Origin of the sequence: Microcoleus sp. AT8-B5, from assembly GCF_036705565.1 — a bacterium.
Taxonomy (GTDB): domain Bacteria; phylum Cyanobacteriota; class Cyanobacteriia; order Cyanobacteriales; family Microcoleaceae; genus Microcoleus.
The window spans coordinates 23,465-50,436 of record NZ_JAUBUY010000034.1; the positions used below are offsets into that span (position 1 = coordinate 23,465).

Sequence of the window (26,972 nt, forward strand, 5' to 3'; positions counted from 1 at the left end):
CAATTCCCTAAATGTTTAACAAAGTTTTGATTGCAAATCGCGGTGAAATTGCCTGCCGAATTATCCGCACACTCGATCGCCTCGGAATTGCTTCGGTAGCAGTATATTCTGAAGCCGACGCCCATGCCAAGCACGTTTTCGCCGCCAGCGAAGCTGTTTGTATCGGTGCAGCCGCCGCAGCCGAGAGTTATTTGCGGTTCGATCGCATTCTCGAAGTTGCGCGCCAAACAAAAGCTCAAGCTATCCATCCGGGTTACGGCTTTTTGAGCGAAAATGCTGAATTTGCCGAAGCTTGTGCAAGCGAAAATATTGCATTTATCGGCCCGACTCCGACTCAGTTGCGCTGCTTTGGATTGAAGCACACCGCGCGGGAAATAGCCGCTGCAAATCAAGTGCCGCTAACTCCCGGAAGCGAACTTTTAGCCTGTTTGGAGGATGCCCAAAAAGCGGCTGGGGCGATCGGCTATCCGGTGATGCTCAAAAGTACCGCAGGCGGCGGTGGTATCGGTTTGCAGGCTTGTTTTGGCGATCGAGATTTGGCAGAAGCCTTTGAAAAAGTACAGCGTTTGAGTCAAAGCAATTTTAAACAAAGCGGCGTTTTTTTAGAGAAATACATTCAAACAGCCAGACACATTGAAGTCCAAATCTTTGGAGATGGCAAAGGAAACGTCATAGCCTTGGGCGAACGAGATTGTTCGGTGCAGCGGCGCAATCAAAAAGTAATTGAAGAAACCCCCGCCCCTGCTATTAGCGACGAACAGCGAAATCTGTTGTACAGTGCAGCAGTGCGGCTGGGAAAAGCGGTAAATTACCAGTCAGCCGGTACTGTTGAATTTGTATTTGATGTCGATGCAAAACAGTTTTATTTTTTGGAAGTCAACACGCGCTTGCAAGTTGAACACGGCGTTACTGAAGCTGTCAACAACATCGACCTTGTTGAGTGGATGGTCAAACAGGCTTCTGGAGATTTGTTCCCCCTGGAAGAGTACCGCTATCGACCGCAGGGACACTCAATTGAGGTGCGAATTTATGCCGAAGATGCCGGCAAGAATTTCCAGCCGAGTTCCGGGTTGCTGAATCAAGTTGCGTTTCCCGAAAACGTCCGCTGCGACAGTTGGATAGAAAGCGGCACGGAGGTTACTCCTTTTTACGATCCGCTGCTAGCCAAAGTAATCGTTTGCGGGGATAATCGAGAAGAGGCGATCGTAAAACTCAAAGCTGCTTTAGATGCCAGTGAAATAGCGGGAATTGAAACTAATTTAGATTACCTCCGCCAGATTTTGGACGATTCCCGATTCAGCCGGGGCGAACTGAGCACGCGCTTTTTAAACTCTTTTGAATACGCACCTTTAACGATCGATGTATTGGATGGGGGAACCTACAGCAGCATTCAAGATTATCCGGGGCGGATTGGCTATTGGGATGTTGGCGTGCCGCCTTCTGGGCCGATGGATCATCTCGCATTTCGATCGGCAAATCGTTTAGTAGGAAATCCCGAATCGACAGCAGGACTGGAATTCACAGCTACAGGTCCAACTCTGCGCTTTAATGCCGATACAGTTATTAGTTTGACTGGTGCAATTATGAAGGGAACGCTAAACGGCGAATCGGTGCCGTTTTGGACGGCAATTCCCGTAAAAGCTGGCAGCATTCTCAAGTTAAAAGCCATTCAAGGCGGCGGCTACCGCACTTATTTAGCGGTAAAGCACGGCTTTAATGTCCCCGATTATTTGGGCAGCAAATCAACTTTTGTACTGGGCAAATTTGGCGGACACGGGGGCCGCACGCTACGTCCGGGAGATGTGTTAAAACTCAACCAAACTGCAACTCTGGCAGCGGAATTATCTTTGCCTCCGGAACTAATTCCCACCTACAGCAATAATTGGGAAATCGGCGTTTTGTACGGGCCTCACGGCGCGCCGGATTTCTTTACTCTGTCAGACATCGAAATGTTTTTCTCCACCGAATGGCAGGTGCATTACAACTCGACGCGGACGGGCATTCGGCTGATCGGCCCGAAGCCCGCCTGGGCGCGTCAAGACGGAGGAGAAGCGGGTTTGCACCCGTCTAACATTCACGATAATGCTTACGCGATCGGCACGATCGATTTTACGGGCGATATGCCTGTAATTCTGGGTCTGGACGGCCCGAGTTTGGGAGGTTTTGTCTGTCCTGCTACTATTGTGCAGTCGGAATTGTGGAAAATCGGGCAACTGAAACCGGGGGATAGCATTCGCTTTCACTGTTTGAGTTTTGCTGAAGCTTTGCAGCGGGAATTAGCACAAAATAGGCAAATTGCTACTTTTTGTTTGCCTGTTTTTGGGGAAACTTCGGCGGAATTGCCCGCAGTTCCCGCTTCTCCAATTTTGCACGAAATTCCAGAATCTCCGGGACAGGTTGCTGTTACTTACCGTCAAGCTGGGGATAAATATATTCTAGTTGAATACGGCCCGTTGGTGCTGGATTTAAATTTGCGTTTTCGGGCGCACGCATTGATGGAACAGTTGAAAGCAAATCCGTTGCCGGGTGTTATCGAATTAGTGCCGGGAATGCGATCGCTCCAAATTCACTTTGAGGGCAGCCAGATTTCGCAACAGCAGCTAATGCAGGCGCTGATTGCGGCGGAGGCGGAACTTCCGGCGATCGAGGATTTGGAAGTGCCGGCGCGAATTGTGCACTTGCCTTTATCTTGGGAAGATGAATCGACGCTGTTGGCTATTGAAAAATATATGCAGTCTGTGCGATCGGATGCACCTTGGTGTCCCAGCAATATTGAGTTTATTCGCCGCATAAACGGGCTTGAGGGCATCGAACAAGTCAGAGAAATTGTATTTAATGCTAGCTATTTAGTGATGGGTTTGGGAGACGTTTATTTAGGCGCGCCCGTCGCAACTCCCCTCGATCCGCGCCACCGTTTGGTTACTACTAAATACAATCCCGCCCGCACTTGGACTCCTGAAAATGCAGTTGGCATTGGCGGCGCGTATTTGTGCGTTTACGGGATGGAAGGGCCGGGAGGTTATCAATTTGTCGGCCGCACGGTGCAAATGTGGAATCGGTTCAAACAAACGGCGGATTTCCAGTCTGGTAAACCTTGGCTTTTGCGCTTTTTTGACCAAATCCGATTTTATCCGGTTTCTCATGAGGAATTGCACCGCTGTCGGGAAGAATTTATTGAAGGTAAGTTTAAATTAAAGGTTGAGGAAATCACTTTTAATTTGAGAGAATACAATGAGTTTTTGCATTCTATTGCTAACAGTGCGGCTGAGTTTAAAGCGCAGCAGCAGACCGCATTTAATGCAGAGCGCGATCGCTGGGCCGCCTCCGGGGAATTTGACGCTGAAGCTGCCGCAGAATCCTCGGCGGATGGGGCTTCTGACACGGCGGCGGAGGTTACTTTGCCGATCGACTGTGAGGCAGTTGTCGCTCACGTTTCGGCTAATGTTTGGCAGGTGCTGGTTAATGTGGGAGATGTGGTTGCTGAGGGCGATCGTCTGTTAATTTTGGAAGCGATGAAAATGGAAATTGCTATTACTGCTGATGTTGCTGGCACTGTGGCTCAATTGTTTTGTGAAAAGGGGCAAACGGTGACAGCAGGGCAAATTCTAGCGGCTATTCAACCGAATTAATCCCTCTGGTGTCAGGAGTGAACACTTACGCGCTTATGCGGGAAACACTTCTGTAATGAGGCACACTACTATCGTCTTTTAAATGCCGAACAGCTTATCGCCCATGAGTCCTGGCGCAAAACAAAGGATATACTTAGGAATGAGAATTAAATAATTTCCACTCTTGAAAGTGGGATGGGCGTCCCGCCCGTCCACTCATGACGGGCGGGACGCCCATCCCACAATAACAATTAAAATTGTAAGTTATTTAATTCGCGATCCTTACCTACAACTCGTGGGATCAAGATTTCAAAATAAGATTGAATCAAGCTTTGGTGACTTGGTTGATCCTTGTGGGTTATGCCGCAGGTTTGTTGCTCAAATACTTACCAGATAAAGCAAAACAGTGGTGGTATTTTCTGGATGAGTCCTCGATGTCTCCGGATAATAATTTAGCAGAACTTTCTCTATGGCTAGCTGTAACTAAACGGAAAGTTTTTGGCGGCTCTCGTTCGATGAAACGATTTGAGGAAACTGCTAATCTCCGCTCGTGTGATTCAAACCTGTCGTTTTCAAGCTCGTTGAGTAATGGCTTTTTTCCGTGAGGCTATTTCTGCACATTCTTGTGCCTTGCCTATGCCGCTCGTTTATTCCCATTTTTCAGACCTGAATCCTTACACTGCAATAATAGCTTCAATTAAATTCATGGAGCTATGCACAGAGTTTGGATAGAACGGGCGATCGTCCCCTAGCCTCGCGCCGGTTCTATTATATAATCATCCGGTCAGAATAAATCCGCCCGGCCTGGCTTCTAGCCGTGGGGAGTGTCAATTTGCGACTCAAGCCCAAGCGCAGCGAGTGTTAGAGGCATATCCGGGCGATCGGTTTAAGGTCGATCGACATCGAGACTCGATCGCTTGCGAAACCCTGGGTTAGATTTTATCTGCCAACAGCCTCGGTTAATGATGAAGGCTTTTTTCGGTGATTGTACGAATTGAAGAACACAAATCGATCGGCTAAAATTGTCTAATTGTTGAGCTTGCGGTGCGGGTGCAGCTATGACTTACAGCTTGAGAATTGCCGATTTGCCAACGAGTGAACGGCCACGGGAACGGTTGATGGCGGGTGGCCCGAAAAGTTTGGCAACTGCAGAATTGATTGCGATTCTCCTGGGTACTGGTCAGGGCCCCGGCAAACTTTCCGCCGTAGGGCTTGGACAGTATATTTTAAATCAGTTGAGTTTGCATTCCCGCGATCCTCTGGCTGTGCTACGCAGTATTAGCGTTCAGGAGTTGACGCAGATTCACGGGATTGGCCCGGCTAAGGCGACTTCGATTTTGGCTGCGGTGGAGTTGGGGAAGCGGGTTTTTCAGTCGCGGCCGCCGGAAATGGCTGTGGTTGACTCTCCCCAAGCGGCGGCTGATGCCCTGAGTCAGGATTTGATGTGGCAGTCTCAGGAACGTTTTGCTGTGGTGTTGCTGGATGTGAAAAATCGGCTGCTGGGTACTCAGGTAATTACGATCGGCACAGCCACGGAAACTTTGGCTCACCCACGGGATATTTTTCGCGAGGTGATCCGCCAGGGGGCGACGCGGGCGATTATCTCGCACAATCACCCATCGGGGATTGTGGAACCGAGCCCGGAGGATATTGCTTTGACGCGACAGTTGCTGGCGGGAGCGCAGTTTTTGTCGATTCCGCTACTGGATCACTTGATTTTGGGGAATGGCGATTTTCGGAGCTTGCGGCAGACGACGACGCTTTGGGACGAGTATCCCCAGGGTGATTGAACTCTTCTACTTAACTAATTTCATTACTATCATTAGTTATTTGTATCTTTGGGCTCTCGAACGGCTGAATCAGCCCTGACAGCAGGCAAATTTTCCGGCTGGAGTCCCCCGCGAGAGCCTGTTTTGGGTGAATGTTGCTGCTGATACTTCGTTTCGATCGCAACTCGGTTAATCTAGTATACGTAGGCTGAAGAGGTCGCTAATCCGATTTTTTTTGAGCATACTAAACGTATACTGAACCAGCACCTAAAGACCCACTTATTAAGAAATTATTAAATGGGATGTAAAATACACGGTGTGGTGATAGGAGGAGAACTGTGTTTCTGAGACTTGCAGAACAACACCGTAAATTCGTTCAAGATTTGGTAATGAACCTCCAAGCTTTAGCGATCGTGCTAGAGCATCGGGGTTATCTGGCATCCTGCTACACTTGCGGGGGTCAGATGAACAGTGCCTCATTTATGGTCAGTTTGACGGACAACCATCTGATTCGATTTTTAGTGTCAGATTACGGTATCACTTGGACTGAGATGCGGGACGACCGCGAACTCATGAAACTAGAAGGTGCAGAAGCGATTAATCAGTTACAAGAACTGGCAAATCTCGTAAAGTATCAAATCCAACCTTCGGAAGCTACTTTAGCGACGGCCCAGTGAGTGTAGCGATTGCACGGTTCCGAGGAAGGCGACGCAAGAAAGTGGCTGCTTGTCTGCTAAAACCGAATCCCCAGCGAGTTAGTTGGGAGGATTCATTTAGGTGCACAGCGATGGCTGCTCAACAGCCAAGAGTGCTATCAGGGTGCCTTGAGACTGTTTAGCGATCGGTCGATCGAAGTGAGCCTGGGCAGACGGCATACTTGATGCCAGAAGTCTCAAACTTGGAACCTCTAGTTTTTTTTCAGCAGTTGATTCTCCCTTGAGAACGATTAGCAAAATGTAGAAGTGTGACGGCTCGTCGGCTGCGATGTTAAATTTCCCCTTGGGCATTCAAAAGTCAAGGAATTGAAATTAACTTTGAGCAGGCAGGTATAATTTAACATCCAGAGTGAGGATGAGGCTGTGAAGATTGGGCAAAAGGCAGCCCACGGGGTGTGATGTGCGGGCGAATGGCGTTTATTTTTGCTCTTAGATTTAGCCGATCGGGCTAATAATTAACTTGAAGCAGCATCACTGCTGTAAAACATCTCACAGCCGGCCCAAGCCGGCTAAGTTTTGCGTATATCTAGGCTTTTGGCCAATGTTGGGCTGTTAGGTTAAACGGCTCTTTGAAGTGCACGATCGCACTTGCTACACTAATATTTTATAATATTTTAATGATTAGTCCGAAAATATTTATCGCCAAGTTTGGAGTCAGTATCAAATGGTAAATTTAAGCGAACTACTAGAACCCATCGCCAGTCAATTTCGCAGTCTAGGAATTCCCGAACCAATTACCCATTGGGGACACCCTGTAATGATGGGGATCGTGGTAGTGGCGATGGGCAGTTTTGTCGGGTATACGGGATGGCAGGGACGTTTGGCCACCGATAAAGATGTCGCACTCAAAAGTCGCTCGGATCACCGCAAGCTTGCACCGTGGATGTTTCTGTTTCTAGCTTTGGGCTATACAGGCGGCTTGCTGTCGCTGGTGATGCAGCACCAGCCAGTCATGGAAAGTCCGCATTTTTGGACGGGTTCGGCAGTGCTGGTTTTGCTGGCTATTGGCAGCTTGATTTCGCTAACGGGTTTTGGGGGCAATAAGCTAGCACTGCGCGCGGTTCACGCTTATTTAGGCACGACGGCCCTTGCACTTATGGTGCTGCACGCGGCTTTCGGTTTAAAATTGGGGCTGTCTATTTAGAAGAAGACTTATCAGGCAGTGGTAGTATATGTAGGGTCGCAATGTGTACCCTACATACAGAGGTTATATGAAATCCTCTCTTCATCGGCATTATTCGTCTCTCTCTCTTCTCTTCCTCTGCGTTCTCTGCGTTCTCTGTGGTTAAATCATTCCGATATAACCGGAATTGATATTATGTGTTCTGGACTGAAACCAACTCTACTTTGGACAGTAAAAATTGCTAATTACTTGCTAATTAATGAATCAAGCAACGGGTGTCATTTTCTGTCTTGCCTACATTTTGGGATTGATTTCTACAGCGGTTTCTTGGGGTAGATACGGGATACTTGCTTTGGGAATAACGGTAGCGATCGCCCTGCCGAAATTGTTGCGAAAATATACTAAAAATTCTGTCAAAGTTACTAAGAAAAGACGCAGCAGACAAAAAGAAAATGCTCTTGAAGCACCCTTAGATGCGAGGGAAGAGTTGAGTTTGTTGGAGATGCTGCCGAGAGCGAAATGGGTGTGGGCGGTTGCTGGTTTGCTGGCATTTCTAGCTAGCGTTTATTTTGCAGTTCGATCGCCCCAACCGGCAATAGATGACATCAGCAAACTGATTCCGGCGGTTGGAAACACTCAAGAAGTGGCAGTGACAGTTCGCGGTAGAGTTGTCAGTACGCCTCGATTGACTCGATCGGGTCGATCGCAATTTTGGCTAGAAACAGATTTAGTTAGCGAAATCAACGGCGGCGAGGGAGGAGCAGTCGTAAACCGCCCAGTATCCGGCAAACTCTACGTTACAGTGCCCCTGCTGCAAGCAACGGGTTTGTACGCCGACAATACGATCGCAGTTGTGGGTTCCTTGTACAAACCGCAGCCGCCGTCGAATCCGGGGGCTTTTAATTTTCAAGCATATTTAGCCAGAGAAGGAGCTTTTGTAGGGCTCAAAGGGCGTCAAATTGACTGGAAGAGAGAAAAGGCGATCGCGGATGTAAATCGAGTTAACAGCCAAACGGCTGCTTTCTTGGAACCAAGCGGGATGCAGCCATCGAAAATTCAAGCGATGCGGCAGCGGATCGTGCGATCGCAACTATCGCAGTTAAATGTTCCCGAAGGCCCGCTAATCAGTGCGATCGCCCTCGGCAAACAAGCAGTAGATTTACCTTACAACATCCGCGACTATTTTGTGCAGGCTGGATTAGCCCACGCGATCGCAGCTTCCGGCACTCAAGTTTCGATGGTTTTGGCTTTAGTTCTAGCTTTAACCAGGCGTTTTTCCAAACAATTGCAATTTAGTTTTGGCGTCGGTGCTTTATTTTTGCTAGTGGCATTAACTGGCTTTGAACCATCAGTATGCCGCGCTGCTTTGATGGGATTTGGAACACTATTTGCTTTGGTGCTCAGCCGCCAAGTTAAGCCGCTGGGATTGCTGTTAATCGCTGCTACTATTTTACTGCTGGTTAACCCTTTGTGGATTTGGGATTTAGGTTTTCAACTAAGTTTTTTGGCAACTTTGGGGTTAATCGTGACAACGCCACCACTGATGGCAAAATTGGACTGGATGCCTCCTGCGATCGCTTCGATTGTTGTGGTTCCGATCGCCGCTTCAGTTTGGGTGCTGCCGCTGCTACTTTACGTTTTTAGCGTGGTATCACCTTACAGCATTTTAGTTAATATTATTGCGGCTCCTTTGCTGTGGATTTTGAGTATTGGGGGGATGGTTAGCGCTTTAGCTGGATTGATTTTTCCGCCCGCTGGCAGTGTTTTAGCACAACTGCTGGACTATCCGGCAAAGGGGTTAATTGCGATCGCCCAATATTTCTCGCAATTACCCGGTAATTCGGTAGCTGTCGGTCAAGTATCGGTGTTTCAGCTAATCGCGCTTTACAGTTTAATTTGCTGGGTTTGGATCGGGGGAAGAAAGAAGAAGGAAGAAGGAAGTTCGGCAACGGATTCTGTAACGGATGTAACGGATAGAAGGAGGAAGGAAGAAAAAAGACGGAAGCCGGAAGCAGTCCGAGGAAAAAATCAGGAAAAGGGGAAAGGGAAGAAGGGGAAAAGCAGAGTTATTGCGCTGCCGAGTTTTTCATCTGCTTGGATTTTACCGCTGGCGCTGGTAGCGGGAATAAGTATCATAGTTTTGCCAGCTTGGCACGTTCAATCATCTTTATTTCAAGTTACTTTGCTGGCGACATCTGGCGAACCTGTTTTAGTAATTCAAGATAGGGGAAAAGTGGCGCTAATTAATAGCGGTGATGAAAATACCGTAAGGTTTACAGTGTTGCCTTTTTTGCAGCAGCAAGGAGTTAATTCTGTGAATTTTGCGATCGCCACTCACGGTCATTTAGGATTGAGCAGTGGTTGGGGAAAATTACTAGCACGCTTGCCAATAAAAACCTTTTATGATAATAACGCTCCCAAACAAATTTACCGTAGCAACAATCAGGAATTTATGACGGCTGTGCAATCTCGCCAAGGCGTTTACTTTCCTTTAGAAACTAACAGTACAGTTGATATGGGTGCGACGCGGTTGCAGTTGGTGAATGCGGAGATTCCGGTGGTAGAATTCCTGGTGGGAAATCGAACTTGGTTGCTCGTCGGTGAAATGACACCGGAAGCGCAAAAAAAATTGGCAGCAACGGGAACCTTGAAGCCGGCTCAAGTGCTGTGGTGGTCAGGAAAAGCCCTGACGGCTGAGTTGTTAAGCGCAGTTGGGCCACAAGTGGCGATCGCCTCTGCTGACGAAATCGACCCAGAAACCGCAGCCCAACTGCGCCAAAGCAAAACCCAGATTTTCTGGACAGGGCGCGACGGAGCCCTCCAGTGGACTCCAGCAGGGGGATTTAAGACCACTTTGGAATCTGAAGAAAATCAAACTTCTTTTTTATAAAGATTTACAATCTGGCACACTGTGCGGTAAAATACTTTTAGCTCACATCTCAAATCAATTGGAGAGGTGGCAGAGCGGTTGAATGCGGTAGACTCGAAATCTACTTTAGGGGTAACTCTAACGTGGGTTCAAATCCCACCCTCTCCGTACATCCCTTACTCCACAAGGCTTTGAGGCTATCCGCTTTTTTAGCCATCTGTGCAATTTATCGGCAGTGGTATACAAAAGTGGTATATAAACCACTCTTGTATACCACTTTTTGCTTTCACTCCACACCGCATCAGGGCGATCGGTCAAGACAAAAGTATTTCTAAAATTGCCTCGAAATCTATTTTAACTACCAGCCGGGAAGTCCCGGGCGTATATTCAGAGGGGATGAATCTGAGCGCTAAGCGAAGTACCCCGAATGAATTACGCCCGCGTGATGAAAGGCTCGTCGGATGGAGGAACGGAAGCCGACAATTAGACTTGCCTACTATGAATCAATCTTCGGGAGCATCTTGATTTTCGATGTTCTTCCCAGTGCTAAAATAGTAATTTGGTGTTGCATTTTAGACGTACATAAACTATACTATGCAAAGGTCGAAAATAGGAAGTTTAGAAATGCAACTAACTTACAAATACCGCCTCAAACCAACCATTGCCCAACTAACGACGATTGTGGCTCACTTAGAACTTTGTCGCCGGCAGTACAACTACCGACTCAGCGAAAGATTTAGGTGGTGGTCAGCCACGAGAACGCCCATAAACGCTTGCCCATTGATTGTTTCGATAGTCCCTGTTGAGGAGATTTATCGAAATATTCCTTTGACGAGAGTGCAAACTAGAGATGGCAGAAAGAAGGATGAATCAGGCAATCCTTTGACCAGGAAAGGTGACGTTTTCTCGAACATTGAAGGCGGATATGTACAGTGGCAGACGATACAACTTGCTGACATAAAAAACACTAAAAAGCTGTTTCCTAATTATAAAGTGTTGGATTCTCAGGTTTTGCAAGATGTCGTCAACAGAGTAGAAACTTCCTTTTCAAACTTTACTACGCCCGACAAAAATGGCCATCGTAGAGGCAAGCCTAAATTCAAGGGGCGACCCTACTACAAATCCTTCACTTATCCTCAATTAGACAACCTAAATATTGTCAAGGATGAGCAAAATAGGATTTGTATTAGCCTTGCCAAAATAGGTCAAGTACCTATGGTTTTTCACCGCCCAATACCAACAGGGTTCAAAGTTAAGACGGGTAGTGTTATCTCAGAAGCGGATGGGTGGTATATTTCCTTGACGCTAGAAGATAAGACGGTTCCCGTAACGGTTGCAGAAATTCAACCGACTGATGAAAATACTGTGGGTATCGACTTGGGAATTACTAATTACGCTTACCTTTCCAATGGTGAAAGAGTTGAGAATCCTAGATTTTTGAGGAAATCGGCTCAGAAATTAGCAAGGCTTCAAGCGAAGTTAGCTAATAGAGTCAAGGGTTCTCAACCTTGGAAAATAATCAAGGACAAGGTTTCCCAACTCCATCAGTTCGTGGCTAGATCCCGATTAGATTTTCAGTTCAAAACTGCACATGAGTTATTCGGTAAATGTGATGTTTTAGTTGTTGAAGACTTGAGTGTCAAAAATCTGACTAGACGTGCCAAGCCCAAGACCGATATTGAGAATGGTAATTTGGTTTATTTGCCTAACGGTCAGTCAGCTAAGAGTGGTTTGAATAAATCCATGCTTGATGCTGCTCACGGGCAATTCGCCAACGTTCTGAAATATGTCGCCTGGAAACTAGGTAAAAGTGTTTTATTTGTTGATCCAAAGGGAACTTCCCAGCACTGTTGGAACTGCCTCAATAAAGTCCCGAAAGAATTATCGGAACGGTGGCATTCTTGCCAGTGTGGGGAATCTTTAGATCGAGACGAAAATTCAGCTAAACTCGTCAGAAAGATTGGTCTGAGTTATGAAAGTGGCGGGGGAACTCCGTCACTCAAAAAAGCCTTTGAAAAAAAGGAAAAAGAAGCCTGCGGTCTAACTGTACCCAGTTGACCGTCAGGTTAGTTCACCTCCACAATCTGAGTAGCATGATAGCTGCTTTCATTTCGGCAAGGTAGAGGCTTAAAATCTCAAGGGAACTCTTGACTCAAAACGGGCACAAAAAAAGGGGAGAGTGTTGGTAAAGCGGGCGGTTGGAAACCGCTGTCTCAATCACGAATAAGGTGCGGGCTGATGATGGGAAAATTAGCCTCGATTCTTTGTTTTCCAAGTCCGTAGTCGCCAGTTTCTAGCACGACAACCCCTAGCCTGTTGCTCGTTCCCCGTGCCCAGTTTCCTGTTTATTCTAACAACGTGGCTTGTCATTTCGAGGGTCTGCTAATTGCCCTCAAGCCTTACTACAAAAGGCTCACACCGGAATAGAAATCACAAACTCCGAACCCTGGTCTAAAGAAGAATTCACCACTAATGTACCTCCATGTTTTTCCACAACAATTTGGTGGGCGATCGACAATCCTAATCCGGTTCCTTGACCCACAGGCTTGGTTGTAAATAAGTGGTTAAAGATGTTTTCCTTGACTTCGGGCGACATCCCCACTCCATTATCCTTAATCCGAATCACAACCTGATTGTTGTCTTCGCTCAGAGCAGTTTGAACCGTGATTTGATTAGGTAGGGCTTTAATTTCACTAAAACAGCGCCCCTTATTTGACTCCTCCAGAGCGTCAATGGCATTAGCCAGCACATTCATAAATACCTGGTTTAACTGTCCAGGAAAGCATTTCACTAGGGGCAAGTTACCATACTCTTTCACAATTTCAATGGCAGGGCGGAACTCGCTGGCTTTTAAACGGTGCTTGAGAATTAGCAGAGTGCTTTCAAGTCCATCGTGAATATTGAAAGCAACTGGTCGATCGCTATCTGCCCTGGAAAACGTTCTCAAACTTGTACTGATATTGCGGATGCGATCGACTCCCTCTTTCATTGAACCAATCAATTTGGGCAAATCTTCTCGCAAATACTCCAAGTCCATATCTTCAATTTCTGCTTCAATTTCTCCTCCCGGATTAGGAAATTTTTCTTGATACAAATCAATCAAATTGAATAAATCCCCCACATATTCTATAGCCGGTTGCAAATTTCCCGCGATAAAGCCTACGGGATTGTTAATTTCGTGGGCTACCCCTGCGACTAAATTTCCCAAAGCAGACATTTTTTCACCCTGCACCAATTGCAACTGCATCTGTTTGAGATCGTGGATAGATTGTTCTAGTTTTTGGGCATATTCCTGGGATTGTTGATACAGTCTGGCGTTTTGTAAGGAAATTGCTGCTTGGGAGCACAGGATGTTGAGGATGGCGACGCGATCGCCCGTGAATACCCCGGTTGCTAAATTATTTTCCAAATACAAAATCCCCATCATTTTCCCTCGCTCGCTGATCGGAGTGCACAGCAGGCTTTGAGGTTGGTGGTGGATTATGTAGGGGTCAGATGCAAATCTTGGTTGATTGCTAGCATCATCAAAAATCAGGGTTTCTTTTGTACGTTTGACGTAGTTGATCAGGGTGAGAGGAATTACTTCACTCTCCTCAACCGGCATTGATTGCAGAAGGCACTCTTGGCGGTTTGTGCAGTGGACGTTTATCCTCCAGTTTCCCTCTTCATTCAAAATTAATGCTCCGGTTTGTGCTCCGGCATTCTTTACCACCACTTGCATGAGGGTAGTGAGCAATTGATCGAGTTTAATTTCGCTCGATAGAGCTTGAGAAGCTTTGATTACTGTCGGCAAATCTACTAAGCCCCAACTGCTAGTGCTACCGATAATTGTTCTATTCGTGTTAGATACGGATGATTCACTGCTGGATGTGTGAGTTGTTTCGGTCGGATTCTGGCGAGTTCGCTCCTGTTGCAGGATCACAGCCAGCAATTGGGGATAACGCTGTTCTAAATGGTCAATCTTTACTTTTGCTCCCCAACGAGCGTAAGCATAGTAAGCATCAATTAAATAAGGTTTTGCCAGTTTTTCTTTACCCCATTCTAAATAGAATTTAGCAGCGAGTTCGTGAGCTAGAGCTTCCTCGTTGAGGTATTCGTTTTCTTTGGCGAGGGCGATCGCCTTGTCGTACATCTCAAGCGCTTCTATTTTTTGGTTTAAAACCCGATGCCGCTCTGCCTCTACTAGATAGAATTTATGCAGATGATTCACGGGGGCATGATGCGCCCATTTCTGGATTTTTTCTTGATTAGCTTGTACTCTGTCAAGAAGTTCCTGTTGTTCGGACTGTGGAGTATCGGCATACACTGCCAGCCGCACTAGAGAATCGTAGAAATAGAAGAGGACAACAGTTATCTGCCCTGAAGCTGCGCTCAAATAACTTTCTATTTGAGCGATATTTTTTAAGGCTTCCGGGTAATTTTCAAACAGATAACAAAGCACAAGTTTGTGCAAGTATAAGTAATGAATCCCCAGGTAGTTATTGGTTCGCTCATACAGTTGCAACATTGTCTCTTCGTCGTAGGCTTCTCCCTTTAAATGGCATGGGTCTTGCGCTCTTCCTATCAAGTTCAAAACGGCTTGCCAACAAATTTTCTGATAAGAAAGTGCTGCTTCCTGATGAATTTTAGTGACGGCATCTGCGTAGCTTGCTATCTCTCGTTCGAGTTGCGTTAGTTGCTTGCCAATAAAATACGAGTAATAACTGTATTGAAAGATAGCATAGCCAGCAAATTCTAACTCTCCGGTTTCCAGCCCACAAAAATAATCTGACAGCAAAGGTTCTAAGCTCTTTCTGAAGTGTTCTTTCCAAGGTTGAATACTAGAATGTACCATTGCGGATGTCTTGGCTTGGATTTCTTTGGCATCCAACTTTGACAAGAGACGTAAAGCCATTTGACCGAACTCATAGCCCCGCTCAATATCTCCCATGCCACAGAGAAGATAACTATATATGGCAAAAGCATAGGGTGACAAAGAAGCATTGCCATATTGGACAGATAAATTGACTTGTTTGCAAACTACCAAAGGCGCGAGTGGCGGCAGCGCTATGTAGGCAGGAGTAAATAGGCTTGACAGAATGGTTATAGTTGCTATTTGTTGAGGATCTGTCATTAGAGGGAGATCGATTAAGTCCTCAGTTCCCTTTCCGCTCAAAATTGACGCGGTTTCTCCTAGTGCCTGTCCAATATCAGAGAAATTTGGCTCGGAGGGAAACTCTACCCCCAACTGCTGTAAGACTGGCAACCCTGTATTCAGAGCTTCCTGTAGCTTATTTTGCGCCATATAAGCTTCTATCTGTACTTCATATACCTTCACTTTGTCCAGTAGCGTTTTGGCGCAGCTTTCCACGAGTGATGCTAATGTCTCCATCCGGTCAAAGTCACCGCTTAGATATGCCGCTTCTGCTGCTTCGGTATGCAGCGCTAATGTTAGTTCGTATTGATTCTCCCAACTATTTACTGCCAGTAATTCTGTGCCAATATTTAAATATTCAACCGCAGCAGAATAGGCAGTAGCAGCTTTAGCTTTCTTTCCGGCAACCAGATTTAACCGTGCTAATTGCTCCCTATCTAGCTCGTGGGTAATTAGATTTACTCCCATATTCAAGTGGTTGACAATATCAAACATTTTTTCTTCTCGATCGGCTTCGGGCGTATTCTTTAACAGCAGTTGACCGATTTTTAAGTGAGTAGAGCGCTTTTGGTCTTCAGGAATGAGGGAATAGGCTGCTTGTTGGACGCGATCGTGGAAAAATTTGTATTTAACTAATTGGTCATTGTTAACTGGTAATTGCTCAGATTCTTCTCCAGTGATTGATTTTGATAAACTGTTACCACATTCTTGATAAAATTTATAAACATCGCTAACTGGTAAAATCAACCCTTCTTGCAATGCTTTCCACAAAGCTGTTGCTGTTTCTGTTGGTGAATTCTCATCAACAATTGCTAATGTAGCCAAATCGAACTGATTGCCAATACAAGCAGCTAACTTTAAAACTTCCTGTGTCCGGGCTGGCAGCTTTCGCAACTGAAGTGCCATGAATTCTAGTACATCATCCGTTAGAGCCAAGGTTCGGACTCTAGCAATATCGCACTGCCAATACCGAGCTGCAAAATTAAATTCAATTATCCCATCTTCATGCAAAGATTTGAGGAATTGTGTGCTAAAAAATGGATTGCCTTTGGTTTTCTGATAAACGAGTTCTGTCAAAGGCTGAGCCAACGCTGTAGAACAAGCTAATGTATCGGCAATCAGACAATTCAAATGGAAGCGCTCAAGCGGATCTAGAGTAATGGTGTTTACCGTAGCTCCGGTTGTTTGAATGTCGGCTAATGTCACCATCAAAGGGTGTGCGGGAAAAACTTCGTTATCTCGATACGCTCCAATTAAAAAGAGATAGCGCCGATCGCGATCGCTCGTCAGGAGTTGAATCAACTTCAATGAGGCTGAGTCTACCCATTGCAAGTCGTCTAAGAAAATAACGAGGGGATGTTCTTTAGTGGCGAAGATAGAGATGAAGTTCTCGAATAACCGATTGAAGCGATTTTGGGCAGCACTGGCGACGAGTTCTGGTGCCGGGGGTGGCGAGCCAATAATCCGCTCTAGTTCGGGAATTACCTCAACGATTACCTGAGCATTTTCGCCCAATGCTGCCAGGATTTGAGTCTTCCACTCCTCAACTTTAGCATCGCTTTCCGAGAGCAATTGTCCCATTAAATCGCGAAAAGCTTGTACAAAAGCTGAGAAGGGCTGGCTGCGCGCAAATTGGTCGAATTTGCCTTTGATGAAGTAGCCACGCTGTCTCACAATTGGTTTGTGAACTTCGTTGACAACAGCGGTTTTACCAATGCCGGAGAAACCGGCAACGAGCATCATTTCGGTGCTGCCGCCACTCACGCGCTCGAAGGCCGATAGCAGGGAGAATACTTCGGTTTCTCTACCGTATAATTTTTCTGGGATGATGAAGCGATCGCACAAATCTCGCTCCCCTATTTTAAAGTTAGTTAACCTCCCTGTCTCTTTCCACTGGAATAAACAAATTTCCAAATCAAACTTGAGTCCTAGGGCGCTTTGATAGCGAGCTTCAGCATTCTTCGCCATCAGTTTGCTGACAATCTCCGACAGCACCAATGGAACGCTCTGGTTTAAACTTGAGGCTGGGAGGGGCTGTTTGGCGAGGTGGCAGTGTACCAAATCCATTGGATCGTCTGTTTGGAATGGTAACTTTCCTGTTAATAATTCGTAGAATGTGACTCCCAGCGAGTAAAAATCTGTGCGGTAATCAATGCCTCGGTTCATCCGCCCAGTTTGTTCGGGAGAAATGTAAGGTAAAGTGCCCTCAAGCACGTTGGGATTTTGAATTTCTTGGGTTTCGCGCGGTAGTAGGGAAGCGATGCTGAAGTCAATCAGCTTGACTTGTTTGCTGGTGGGGTTAATGAGAATGTTGGCAGGTTTGAGGTCTTTATGGATGACGTGGTGGCGATAAAGTCCGTCGAGGGAGTTGGCAATTTGAATCGCAATAGGCAGAAACTCGCTCACGGGCAAGCCTTCTAGGGGTTCGTTGCTCTCAGATGCTAGATTAGCCAGGTAGCTACATAAGGAAATTCCGCCAAAGTCTTCCATCACCAGAGCATAGTGGTTGTGGTAAGTCTCTAGGCTGTATGCCTTGACACTGCCAGGGATATCTAAGTTTTTAGCAATGACGTACTGGTTGCGGAAGTGAACCAGTTCGTTGAAGCGGGGAAAGTCATTTCGCAGCAGCTTGATCGCTACGGGCAGCCGATCTGAAGACCGACAACCGCGATAAACTAGAGTTCGATTGCCTGCGTATATTTGCTCGTTAATGTGATATCCTAGAACAAGATTTTTTATGCTAGCCATTTCTACGTATTCCTACTTCTTTCAAGTCGGAAGCTTCTTAGAGTTACTTTCTACTATTTTCCCTCTATCTGCCTTGCTATTCATTAATTACATTTTTCTTAACATATTTTGGAAATTCCAATTATGAAAGAGGGATTTTAAAAACTCGACTTAATATTTTATGTAAGAGCTGTTGATACTTGAGTTGAGACTAAGTAGAAAATGACTTAGCTAAGGCTTATGGAACAACCGCAGTTCATGGAAGAGGAACTTAAGACGCTAATCAGGTACTTAAGAGTGTTTTTGAAACCGATGCTTGAAGGCGATCGCCTAGAAAATCTAATGTCTAGTTTACATCATAATTTAATGTCATCATTACAATTCGGGCGGCTCAGGGTTTAAAGCCGGAAGCAGAGGAAATCGAGTTTCTGCGTCAGATTGCGGAGCACTTGGGAGTCGCCCGTGAGCAAGCTGAATTATTTGCCCAGATGCCACAACAAGCTGCCCAACTCTCAGAAGTAAATCAGGTATTAAATGCCAAAGTTCAGAAGCGGAAAATGACATCGGCAGTCGGCTAAGTTGTTTTACTTAGGAATGAGAATTAAATAACTTCCACTCTTGAAAGTGGGATGGGCTCTTATAGCCCGTCATGAGTGGACGGGCGGGACGCCCATCCCACAATAACAATTAAAATTGTAAGTTATTTAATTCGCGACCCTTATATCGCTACGCCAACGGACGATGCCGACGCTTTCCGATCGCGGTTTTCATTTCGGTGAGCTAAAAAACCCGGTTTCTGAGCGTCGCAGTGCGTCCCTGTCGGGGCAGAAACCTCTCATCAAGAGGGTTTCTGAGCTTTTGCGTATCATCCTGTCTCTTTTTGCGGAACAGAAATCCTGCTGGTTCTCGAAAGACGTAAACTTGAGGCTCGATCGACCTATAATAATGAGAATTGTTATCATTCGCAAATCAGCAATTCTCATGCAAGCGAACTCAGAAGCCACGCCGCCCCAAATTGATTTAGCTTTAATCGGCGCTGGGCCCCACGCCCTGACTCTTACTGCACACATATTAAAAAAACGCAAGAGCCTCCGGGATAAATTTTTAGCATTCGATCCGAGCGGCGAATGGCTGACTCAGTGGCGGAGGCAATTTGCAGCTTTAGAAATTGGGCATTTACGATCGCCCGCAGTGCACCACCCCGATCCCAACCCTTACGAATTGCGGAGGTTTGCCGAAAATCGCTCCTCGGAATTGTTTCCCCCCTACGATTTGCCCGGAAGTCGGTTATTTGAGGAATTTTGCGGCGACACAATTAAACGGTGGCAATTGGGCGATCAAGTTATCAAAGCAAAAGTAACCCGCATTCAGCCGAAATCCGGCCGTTTCCACCTGTGGTTTGAAGACGGAAAAAGTGCGATCGCCCGCCGAGTAATCGTCGCCGCCGGCAGTGGAAAACCGCATTTACCAGCGTGGGCAAATCAAATTCAAACACAGCATCCCCCCGAAAGAATTCGCCACTCCCATCAAGTAGATTTGCGAAATTTGCAATTGCACGGAGAACAAATATTAATTGTCGGCGGCGGACTAACCAGCGGACATTTAGCAGTAGGAGCAATTGCCAGAGGAGCCAAAGTCCTGTTAATGACTAGGCGCTATTTCCAAGAAAAACTATTTGATGCCGAACCCGGTTGGTTGGGGCCAAAATACCTCAAAGGATTCGCCGCCGAACCAGATTGCCATTCGCGTTGGGAAACCATTCAACAAGCCCGCAACGGTGGCTCGATGACACCGGAAATTATGACACAGTTGCGGAGGCTCTCCCACAGCGAACAACTGACATTTCACGAACAGTGCGAAGTTGTTGGCGTTCGGTGGGAAAATAACAGATGGACTGTTGATTGCAGCGGTGGGGAGACGTTATTTGTCGATCGAATTTGGCTAGCAACCGGCACCAAACTAGACATTGCAGCCGAACCAATGTTCAAAGAAATGCTAGAAACGCATCCCATTGAAATAGTTAAAGGTTTGCCAGTCTTAGACAAACACCTGCGTTGGCCCGGATGCGAATTATTTTTGACTGGTGGTTTAGCGGCGCTGCAAGTGGGGCCAGTCGCCAGAAACCTTTCTGGGGCGAGAATGGCGTGCGATCGCATTGTACCGGCGATCGTCAAATCCAGCATTGCACTCTCGCCCGCAATAATTAGTTAGCAGTCATTAGTTCTCAGTGAGTAGTCATCAGTTATTAGTTAAGTTGTGGTACATTTAAATTACATATTTCCCTCGACCTGGGAGCAACGGTCAACACCTTGTTATATTATTTATTGACACACAATTTTAGGGCCGAGTGAGTTGATTAGCAAATTACTTTTTAATTGTGCGCTAAGCATATAAAATTCAAAAAATCCTACTACAAACATTGGATTTCTTTACTGATTCCAATACCTGCGCCAGTGAAACAAATTCTCCCATAAATTCCGCGAAAAAGTATTTCTGCCCAAGCGCTGCGACTCCCAAACAGCAGCAGTTTGACCGCTAATTTCCGAAAAACTAGACCAAATATAAGGAAGTTGGGCGATCGCCTCAACCTTCATCCCGTGACGCACAGCCAAAGCGATCGCGTGAATCAACTCAGCAGCTTGCGGCCCCACAATACTCGCTCCCAACATCTCCCCGTTGCGACGCCCGACAATCTTACAAAAACCAGTTGTATCCCCGGACATTTGAGCTCTTTCAACATTCTTGAAATATTCCCGACAAACAATTAGATCATCTCCAAAACGGCGCCTTGCTTGCGCTTCAGTCAAGCCAACCCTCGCCAATTGCGGGTCAGAAAAAATCGCCCAAGGAATCCCGCGATAATCTATTTGAAACATTGGCAAAAACAAAGCATTTTTCACAGCAACCGCAGCTTCGTAATTAGCGATGTGAGGGAACGGATAACCCCCAGCAACATCGCCGATCCCGTAAATTCGGTGATTAGTTGTTTGCAGCTTTTCATTTAAAATCACCCCCCGATCGCTGAATTTAACCTTAGCCGCTTCGAGATTTAACGAAGAAAAATTGTGTCCTCTACCCGCAGCCAGAAAAATCTCCTCAGCTTCGATCGCCCTTGGCCCAGCTTGAATCCACTTTTTACCATCAATCACCCTAGCTTGAGTCACCTCAGTAGCAGTCAGAATCCGCACTCCCTCAGCTTCCATTCCAGCTTGCACCAAACCAGCAGCCTCCCGGTCTTCTTTAGCCAAAATGTGCGAACTTTTCACCACCAAAGTGACAGCAACCCCCAAGCGAGCAAAAGTTTGAGCCACTTCGACACCGCTGGGATCTGCGCCGATTACAGCCAAACTTTTAGGCAACTGGGGAAGTTTTGCTAATTCCCCAACAGTTTCCGAAGTAAAAAAGCCAGCAGACGAAAGTCCTTCAATATTGGGAATCGCCGGCAGAGTTGGACAAGCTAGCAAATAACAGAGCGATCGCAATTTTCGCCCGCCCACAACAAAAGCCAAATCCGGTTTCGCCACAAACTCGCCGCTGCCAAAAATAACATCAACCCCGCGAGTAGCCAAAAGGCCGAGAGAATCAATTTCTGACAAATTAGAAACAACATCATCTGCCCACTTTAGAACCCCGTCAAAGCGCAATTTGAGTGGCATAGAGGAATTCGCGACTTCCCAGCGAACTCCCAACTGCTGGCGGCTGATCTGCTGAGCAAAACGAGCAGCCTCCCTCAAAGTTTGGCTGTATCTCAAACCAAGGTCGATCGACTCTTTCCCCCCACTCGGCAAATCTTGGGAATTACTTAGCGGTTCCACCAAAGCAACGCGGGCCGGGAAATTAGTTGCAGTCAAAGCAGCATAACGTCCGGCCGGAGTTCCACCAATAATCACTAAATCATAGTCAAGCATAAATAAAGAAGTCAATCGATTTTAGATTTTAGATTTTAGATTTTAGATTTTAGAATTGAAGCATTGACCACGGATAAATACGTTCGGCAAGTTTCATCTGATACAGGTTTTTTATTTCGGGACGGATGAATCACGTGGCGGGTATCCTGGATGCGGGAATTGTCAGTAGTCATTAGTCATTAGTCAGTAGTCATTAGTTAGTAGTTTAGGGCGATCGGCGCGCGGGGTCAGAAACCCGGTTTCTGCCTAGATACTTCGCTGCAAAATCCAAGATTTATCAGAGAAACCGGGTTTCTTGGGTAGGTGCGCTCGAACGACCAATAAAATCGGTTTATCAACGGACAACTGACAACTGACTACTGACTAATGACTTCTTTAAGTCCAGCAATCAACCGCAGATTGTCCGCCCTTGAGCGCACAGCCACCCGAAAAAAGCGATCGCCCAACTCAGGAAAACTCAAACAATCCCGAATCAAAATCCGGTGTCGTTCCAACAGACTTTTTTGAATCGAAGAAACCGACATCGACGACTCAACCAACAAGAAATTAGCCGCCCCGGCAATTGGCTGCAAACCCGGCAAATTAGCCAAACCCTCAAATAGCTCTCGGCGAGCAACAGGCAGCCAATCCCAAGTTTGCTGCTCAAAAGCCGCATCTCGAACCACAGCAGCAGCAGCAGCAGCAGCCAAAGCATTCACAGGCCAAGGATCGCGCAGTAACTGCCAGCGGCGCAGAATATCGGGATGGGCGATCGCACAGCCCAACCGCAGTCCCGGCAGAGAATAGAATTTAGTGAGCGATCGTAAAATCACCAAATTCGGAAACTCCTCAACAGCATCGATCAAAGTTTCCTGCTCAGAAGGCGGTAGAAAGTCCATAAAGGCCTCATCCACCACCACCATACCTAACTGCTTCACATAAGGCAAAATCGCCTCCCTAGCAAACAGCAAACCCGTAGGATTGTGGGGGTTGTTCAGTAGCAAACCTCGTCGAGAGGGGGCATCGAGAGCCAGAGGAACTGGGATACGAAAAGAAGGGGAGACAAGGGAACCGTTAGAAACCGACAAATCATCCGTTACTAACCGGCTTCCTGCCCCAACGTCCAACGATTTCAGATCCAACTCAGATGTTGCACCATTTTCAATTACTTGTTTAGGAACAGGCAAGATGCCTGTTCCACCAGAAAATTCCTCTCTTGTGGAATGGGCAAGATGCCCATTCTTGACAATGGTGCAAGATTTAAGATCCAAAGGGCATTTGATCACCTGCGCGCCGAAAGCCGAAAGAGCCCGCGAGTAATCGCCAAAAGCCGGAGTCACCAAATAAGTCCCCTCCAGCTTCGACAAATCCCAAGCCGCCCAAGTCAACAATTCCGCCGAACCATTCCCCGGCAAAATCCAATCCCGGTCAACATTCAAAGCCTCCCCCAAAGCAGTCCTGAGCTCCCCATAATCTGGGTCTGGGTAAGCCGTCAGACTGCTCAAGTGTGATTGAATTGCAGCCAGTGCCGACTCAGGAGGGCCCAAAGGACTGATACTCGCAGAAAAATCGACAATAGCAGAGGCAGGGCAGCCTGCCAGTGCGGCTGCCCAAGCTAAATTCCCACCGTGTAAAGGTCTAATCAAGACTCAGTTTGCCAGCTATTCTGCGTTTTTCGGCGGTGCAACTCTGTCCTTAAACAACTTCCCTGCGGAAAATGCAGGAACTCTGGTTGCCGGGATTTCCATCTTGTCTCCAGTTTTGGGATTGCGACCCTCGCGGGCCTTGCGTTCCCGCGACTCAAACGAGCCAAAACCGACCAGCGTCACCTTGTCGCCATCGGAGACAGCTTCCATGATTGCTTCCAGGGCCGCACTCAAAACAGCATCTGCCTGTTTTTTCGTCACGCTAGCCTTTTCCGCCACTGCATCAACCAATTCACCTTTGTTCATTGCGAAGTCCTTCTCGATTTGCAAAATTACGTTAAACAGAGTTAGTTCAACTATTAGCTGTGAGTTATCAACTGGATTGAGGTGTGGATTGGGAGGTTTGGGTGGTTCCCGATTGCTCCCGTCCGCTTCCCCGAATCACAACTCCTGCTGAATACCAATTACCCTAGGGTAATTGGTCAGAAAAGGAATTTTTGTTTCTAACTGCTGAAAACCCCACAGCATCTAATTTTCACTGCATTATTCTAAAGTCTTGCCGACCGTTATGGATCGGTGGAACCTTTAATTTATATGGAACTGGCTAATTTTTGTAATTAATCCCAAAATTTAGGTAAAAAAATACCACCTTGGAGACAAGATTTCTCGCCTCGGTGGATTTGCAATCTCAAAAAAATAGAAATAGAAGGAATAAAATGTAATTTGTCAAGGGCTAAAGGAAAACTTTTTTCCTTCTTCCTTCTTTCTTTCCCCTTTCTTTTCCCCGTGGGCCAGGACTGTTTCATTCTCCCGAAACCCGCCAGGGACTGAAGTCCCTGTCTCATAGCTGAAGTCGTCTTCAGACGACTGAAAGTAATTTATAGTCGTCTTGCAGAGGACTAATCAGTTCTTTAGTCCTCTTGAGCGAGGACTGTCTTCTTTGAGGCAGGGGTTTCAACCCCTGTCGGACTGTCGGACTGTCGGACTCAGGGGAAAGAGCGTGGAAAGTTGACACCCATGTCTTCTTCCTTCGTTCCTACTGTCTCGGCTGGACGGGCTGACTGCGCTGCAACAGTTGGCGCGCGTCGGGACTGATGCTGTTTTGGTAGCCAAAGTTCGATCGATCGCTATCATCCAAAATCTGCGGCGTCAGCAATACAATCACTTCCGCCCGCTGGTTGGTCTTATCAGTGCTCCTGAACAGCGAACCAATTATCGGCAAATCTCCTAAAATCGGAATCTTCCTCGCTGTAACCCGGTCTTGGTCGCGGATAATCCCCGATAAAATCAAAGTCTGACCGTCCCGCAGGCGAATTAGCCCCGACTGCAAAGACCGCCGAGCCAGCAGGGTGATAGTGTTATTTTCTCCTGCGCCAGTGCTCAGGGGTCTGTCCGGGCCGATCGCACTGACGATTGGGTTGACTCGCAGAGAGACAAAACCGTTATCGTCGATGCGATCGATCGCCACTCCCAACTGCAAACCGGCCTGGCCTTTTTCTGCCGTCACCGTTCTGGTAGTTTGACCTTCTGTTGTCTGCGATTCCGATCGAATGTTAGTAATCACTTCTTCGGTGATATCCACATTCGCCGTTTCCCCTTCTTGGACAACTAAAGTCGGATCGGTCAGGATTTTGGCATTCTGGCTAGTAATACTTGCTTGCAGGTTAGACAGAAAACGTCTTGGATATTGGAACAGCGGGAACAGGCCGAAGTCTGCACTTCCTGAGCCTGTCGTCGATCCAGGAATGTAATCTGTAATTCCAACTCGCCTGGGGTCATTAGTAAGTGGGGCTGTCGGCTGGAGGAACACACCTTTGGCGGGGCCTTCAAGACCTTGACCTGTAAACGGCACGATACGCCGGCCGTTCGCATCGTAGAAAGGCGTGTCCCTGAATTCTGTGGGAATGTCTCGGTTCTCAATAATCGGCCGATTAGCTATGCCACTAGTTACAGTCGTCCGATCGGGCGGATTGATGCCGCCAAAATTGACGATCGCCGCCCCGCCGTCATTGACAAAGAAACTGTCATTAATCCCGAAAGAGAAGCTGGTGTTAGTTTGGTTGTTTCCCGACAAGTTGATATCGATCACCTTGACGTTGACAGCGACTTGACGGCGGCGCAAATCTAGCTGTGTCAAGAAAGCCACAGCCATGTCCACTTTGCGCGGGTCGCCCACCAAAGTGATGGAATTGAGCCGAGAATCCGCCAGCACCGACAGTCCCCTCAGCAACAGCGGCCCCGTGCCTTCCCTAGCGCCGATCGCCTTAATGTCGGGTTCCCGAATTTCCACATCCCGCGCAGCATTTCCCTGGCCCACGCTTTGAATAGTCACGCGAGTAATCGGCAGTTGAGTTTCCGCGCCTTGAGCGCTCAAAAAGTTAGCTGCATCTGTAGAGCGAACTTGATTGAGCCGCAGAGTCCGAATGATAATATTGCGTGAATCGATCGGCAAGTTAGTCCCTACAAAAATCGTCCGCCCCTGGCGGTTAGCTTGCAGCCCGCTGAGCCGCAGCACGTAATTAAAGACATCTTGGACCGACTCATTTTCGATGTCCAAAGAAATCTTCGGCCCTTCATCTGACCCCGATACTCCTGGCTGACCAGGCACTGCGGGCTGCCCCGGTTGAGCAGGGGCCCCGCCACCTGTAAAAGCAATGTTCAAGCCAGCAGCGCGGGCCAGCAGAGCCAAAACGTCCCGGACTGGGGCATCCCGCAGCACCAAGCGGGGGATGCGTTCTCCCGAACTCAGTTCAATATTTCCCACGCCGGGGGCGATGTTAGACACCGCGATATCTCCCAAGGGCGGAGCCACGGCCAGCGGCTGGAAAGGCGCAGCCTGATTGCTTTGGGATTGTATTTCGCTGGGGAGGGGCGGGCGATCGTTTCTGGTAACAGTAACTTGGGGATTTGGCAGCAGCACGCCTGGGTTTTGCGAGGTGCGGACTTGGGGAGCCGGCGGGGGAGCTGTTTGGCTCAGCGGCAGTCCCGGAGGGGGCGGGGGTGGAGTTTGGGCAGACTGTGCTGTGCCACCCTGTCCGGCAACGCTGAGGACGATGCTTTGGCCTTGTCCCGGAACAATTTGTCCGTTGGGAACTCCGTTGGTGCCGGCTACCACAACGCGGATGCTGTTAGCCTCTACCTGGCTGATTTCTACTGAAGAAATTCCCGGAGCTGGGTTATCTTGACGGAAGCTGTTGCCTTGTGGTAAGCGGAGCTGGGTGTTGATAATTGTGGCTTGGTAAGTATTGCCGTTATTGATGGCGAAAACTTGCGGGCGATCGCCCTTTTCTGTAGCCAGAACAATATTTACGCCATTATTACCTTGACTTACTTGCACTCCTGTTACCTGAGTCGGCAATGCCAAGACTGGGGCTTGGGCGATCAGAACTCCTGCAACGCTGCATAAGAGTCCTCCACTTAACCGTAGATGCTGTTTCACGTTCTCTCCTCCACTACAATTTGTTATTTGTTGTTCGCAGTCTTTTGTCGCTAG

Annotated in this window: 14 protein-coding genes, 1 tRNA gene and 1 pseudogene; 10 read left to right on the forward strand and 6 right to left on the reverse strand. The window is 47.4% G+C overall.

The annotated features are described in order from the left end of the window. Nucleotides 1-11 precede the first annotated feature (11 nt). The 4 genes and pseudogenes from uca to QUB39_RS21035 all read left to right on the forward strand — a co-directional run bounded on the left by uca (nucleotide 12) and on the right by QUB39_RS21035 (nucleotide 6,054). The gene (gene uca, locus QUB39_RS21020; protein ID WP_333210671.1) at nucleotides 12-3,629 is read left to right on the forward strand and encodes an urea carboxylase; all 3,618 of its coding nucleotides are present in this window, start codon (nucleotides 12-14) and stop codon (nucleotides 3,627-3,629) included. Nucleotides 3,630-3,964: 335 nt separating this feature from the next. Next, nucleotides 3,965-4,190: pseudogene (locus tag QUB39_RS21025) on the forward strand (IS66 family transposase); the annotation flags it as partial. Nucleotides 4,191-4,666: 476 nt separating this feature from the next. After that, nucleotides 4,667-5,398 (forward strand): RadC family protein, encoded by a 732-nt coding sequence (gene radC, locus QUB39_RS21030; protein WP_333055122.1) that lies wholly within the window; start codon nucleotides 4,667-4,669, stop codon nucleotides 5,396-5,398. Between the two features lie 317 nt (nucleotides 5,399-5,715). Then, nucleotides 5,716-6,054, forward strand: coding sequence for a DUF1815 family protein (locus QUB39_RS21035; RefSeq protein WP_015176985.1), 339 nt, complete (start codon nucleotides 5,716-5,718; stop codon nucleotides 6,052-6,054). A gap of 96 nt (nucleotides 6,055-6,150) precedes the next feature. Here the strand turns inward: QUB39_RS21035 and QUB39_RS21040 are convergent, their stop codons facing one another. Then, nucleotides 6,151-6,384 (reverse strand): hypothetical protein, encoded by a 234-nt coding sequence (locus QUB39_RS21040; protein ID WP_333055123.1) that lies wholly within the window; start codon nucleotides 6,382-6,384, stop codon nucleotides 6,151-6,153. Between the two features lie 373 nt (nucleotides 6,385-6,757). Between QUB39_RS21040 and QUB39_RS21045 the strand changes: the two genes are divergently transcribed. The 4 genes from QUB39_RS21045 (at nucleotide 6,758) to QUB39_RS21060 (ending at nucleotide 12,143) form a co-directional block, all read left to right on the forward strand. After that, nucleotides 6,758-7,237 (forward strand): DUF4079 domain-containing protein, encoded by a 480-nt coding sequence (locus tag QUB39_RS21045; protein WP_333055125.1) that lies wholly within the window; start codon nucleotides 6,758-6,760, stop codon nucleotides 7,235-7,237. A 238-nt stretch (nucleotides 7,238-7,475) separates the two neighbouring features. Beyond that, nucleotides 7,476-10,106: a ComEC/Rec2 family competence protein gene (locus QUB39_RS21050; protein ID WP_333055126.1), complete on the forward strand. Its 2,631-nt coding sequence runs from the start codon at nucleotides 7,476-7,478 to the stop codon at nucleotides 10,104-10,106. Between the two features lie 60 nt (nucleotides 10,107-10,166). Continuing rightward, nucleotides 10,167-10,253, forward strand: a tRNA-Ser gene (locus QUB39_RS21055). Between the two features lie 456 nt (nucleotides 10,254-10,709). Beyond that, nucleotides 10,710-12,143: a transposase gene (locus tag QUB39_RS21060; RefSeq protein WP_333055127.1), complete on the forward strand. Its 1,434-nt coding sequence runs from the start codon at nucleotides 10,710-10,712 to the stop codon at nucleotides 12,141-12,143. 355 nt (nucleotides 12,144-12,498) lie between these two features. Here QUB39_RS21060 and QUB39_RS21065 read toward each other — a convergent pair whose 3' ends face one another. Continuing rightward, on the reverse strand, nucleotides 12,499-17,967 hold the full coding sequence (locus tag QUB39_RS21065) for an AAA family ATPase (RefSeq protein WP_333210667.1): 5,469 nt from the start codon (nucleotides 17,965-17,967) through the stop codon (nucleotides 12,499-12,501). Nucleotides 17,968-18,395: 428 nt separating this feature from the next. Here QUB39_RS21065 and QUB39_RS21070 point away from each other — a divergent pair, with 428 nt between their 5' ends. Then, complete coding sequence (locus QUB39_RS21070) at nucleotides 18,396-18,524, forward strand: hypothetical protein (protein WP_333055130.1); 129 nt, start codon at nucleotides 18,396-18,398, stop codon at nucleotides 18,522-18,524. 367 nt (nucleotides 18,525-18,891) lie between these two features. After that, a complete protein-coding gene (locus QUB39_RS21075) occupies nucleotides 18,892-20,157 on the forward strand; it encodes an FAD/NAD(P)-binding protein (protein WP_445243126.1) in 1,266 nt (421 codons plus the stop codon). A 218-nt stretch (nucleotides 20,158-20,375) separates the two neighbouring features. On the opposite strand, the gene QUB39_RS21080 is transcribed toward QUB39_RS21075, so the two are convergent. The 4 genes from QUB39_RS21080 to QUB39_RS21095 all read right to left on the reverse strand — a co-directional run bounded on the left by QUB39_RS21080 (nucleotide 20,376) and on the right by QUB39_RS21095 (nucleotide 26,918). After that, complete coding sequence (locus QUB39_RS21080; RefSeq protein ID WP_333210662.1) at nucleotides 20,376-21,869, reverse strand: NAD(P)/FAD-dependent oxidoreductase; 1,494 nt, start codon at nucleotides 21,867-21,869, stop codon at nucleotides 20,376-20,378. Between the two features lie 341 nt (nucleotides 21,870-22,210). Beyond that, nucleotides 22,211-23,479, reverse strand: coding sequence for an aminotransferase class I/II-fold pyridoxal phosphate-dependent enzyme (locus QUB39_RS21085; RefSeq protein WP_333210660.1), 1,269 nt, complete (start codon nucleotides 23,477-23,479; stop codon nucleotides 22,211-22,213). Nucleotides 23,480-23,494: 15 nt separating this feature from the next. Further along, a complete protein-coding gene (locus QUB39_RS21090) occupies nucleotides 23,495-23,785 on the reverse strand; it encodes an HU family DNA-binding protein (RefSeq protein ID WP_006634837.1) in 291 nt (96 codons plus the stop codon). A gap of 730 nt (nucleotides 23,786-24,515) precedes the next feature. Further along, a complete protein-coding gene (locus tag QUB39_RS21095) occupies nucleotides 24,516-26,918 on the reverse strand; it encodes an AMIN domain-containing protein (RefSeq protein WP_333210658.1) in 2,403 nt (800 codons plus the stop codon). Nucleotides 26,919-26,972 lie beyond the last annotated feature (54 nt).

Coding starts and splice junctions, on each gene's coding strand:
- radC (WP_333055122.1), top strand. CDS start 4,667: ATGACTTACAGCTTGAGAATTGCCGATTTGCCAACGAGTGAACGGCCA.
- QUB39_RS21050 (WP_333055126.1), top strand. CDS start 7,476: ATGAATCAAGCAACGGGTGTCATTTTCTGTCTTGCCTACATTTTGGGA.
- QUB39_RS21045 (WP_333055125.1), top strand. CDS start 6,758: ATGGTAAATTTAAGCGAACTACTAGAACCCATCGCCAGTCAATTTCGC.
- QUB39_RS21040 (WP_333055123.1), bottom strand. CDS start 6,384: ATGCCCAAGGGGAAATTTAACATCGCAGCCGACGAGCCGTCACACTTC.
- QUB39_RS21075 (WP_445243126.1), top strand. CDS start 18,892: ATGAGAATTGTTATCATTCGCAAATCAGCAATTCTCATGCAAGCGAAC.
- uca (WP_333210671.1), top strand. CDS start 12: ATGTTTAACAAAGTTTTGATTGCAAATCGCGGTGAAATTGCCTGCCGA.
- QUB39_RS21060 (WP_333055127.1), top strand. CDS start 10,710: ATGCAACTAACTTACAAATACCGCCTCAAACCAACCATTGCCCAACTA.
- QUB39_RS21090 (WP_006634837.1), bottom strand. CDS start 23,785: ATGAACAAAGGTGAATTGGTTGATGCAGTGGCGGAAAAGGCTAGCGTG.
- QUB39_RS21065 (WP_333210667.1), bottom strand. CDS start 17,967: ATGGCTAGCATAAAAAATCTTGTTCTAGGATATCACATTAACGAGCAA.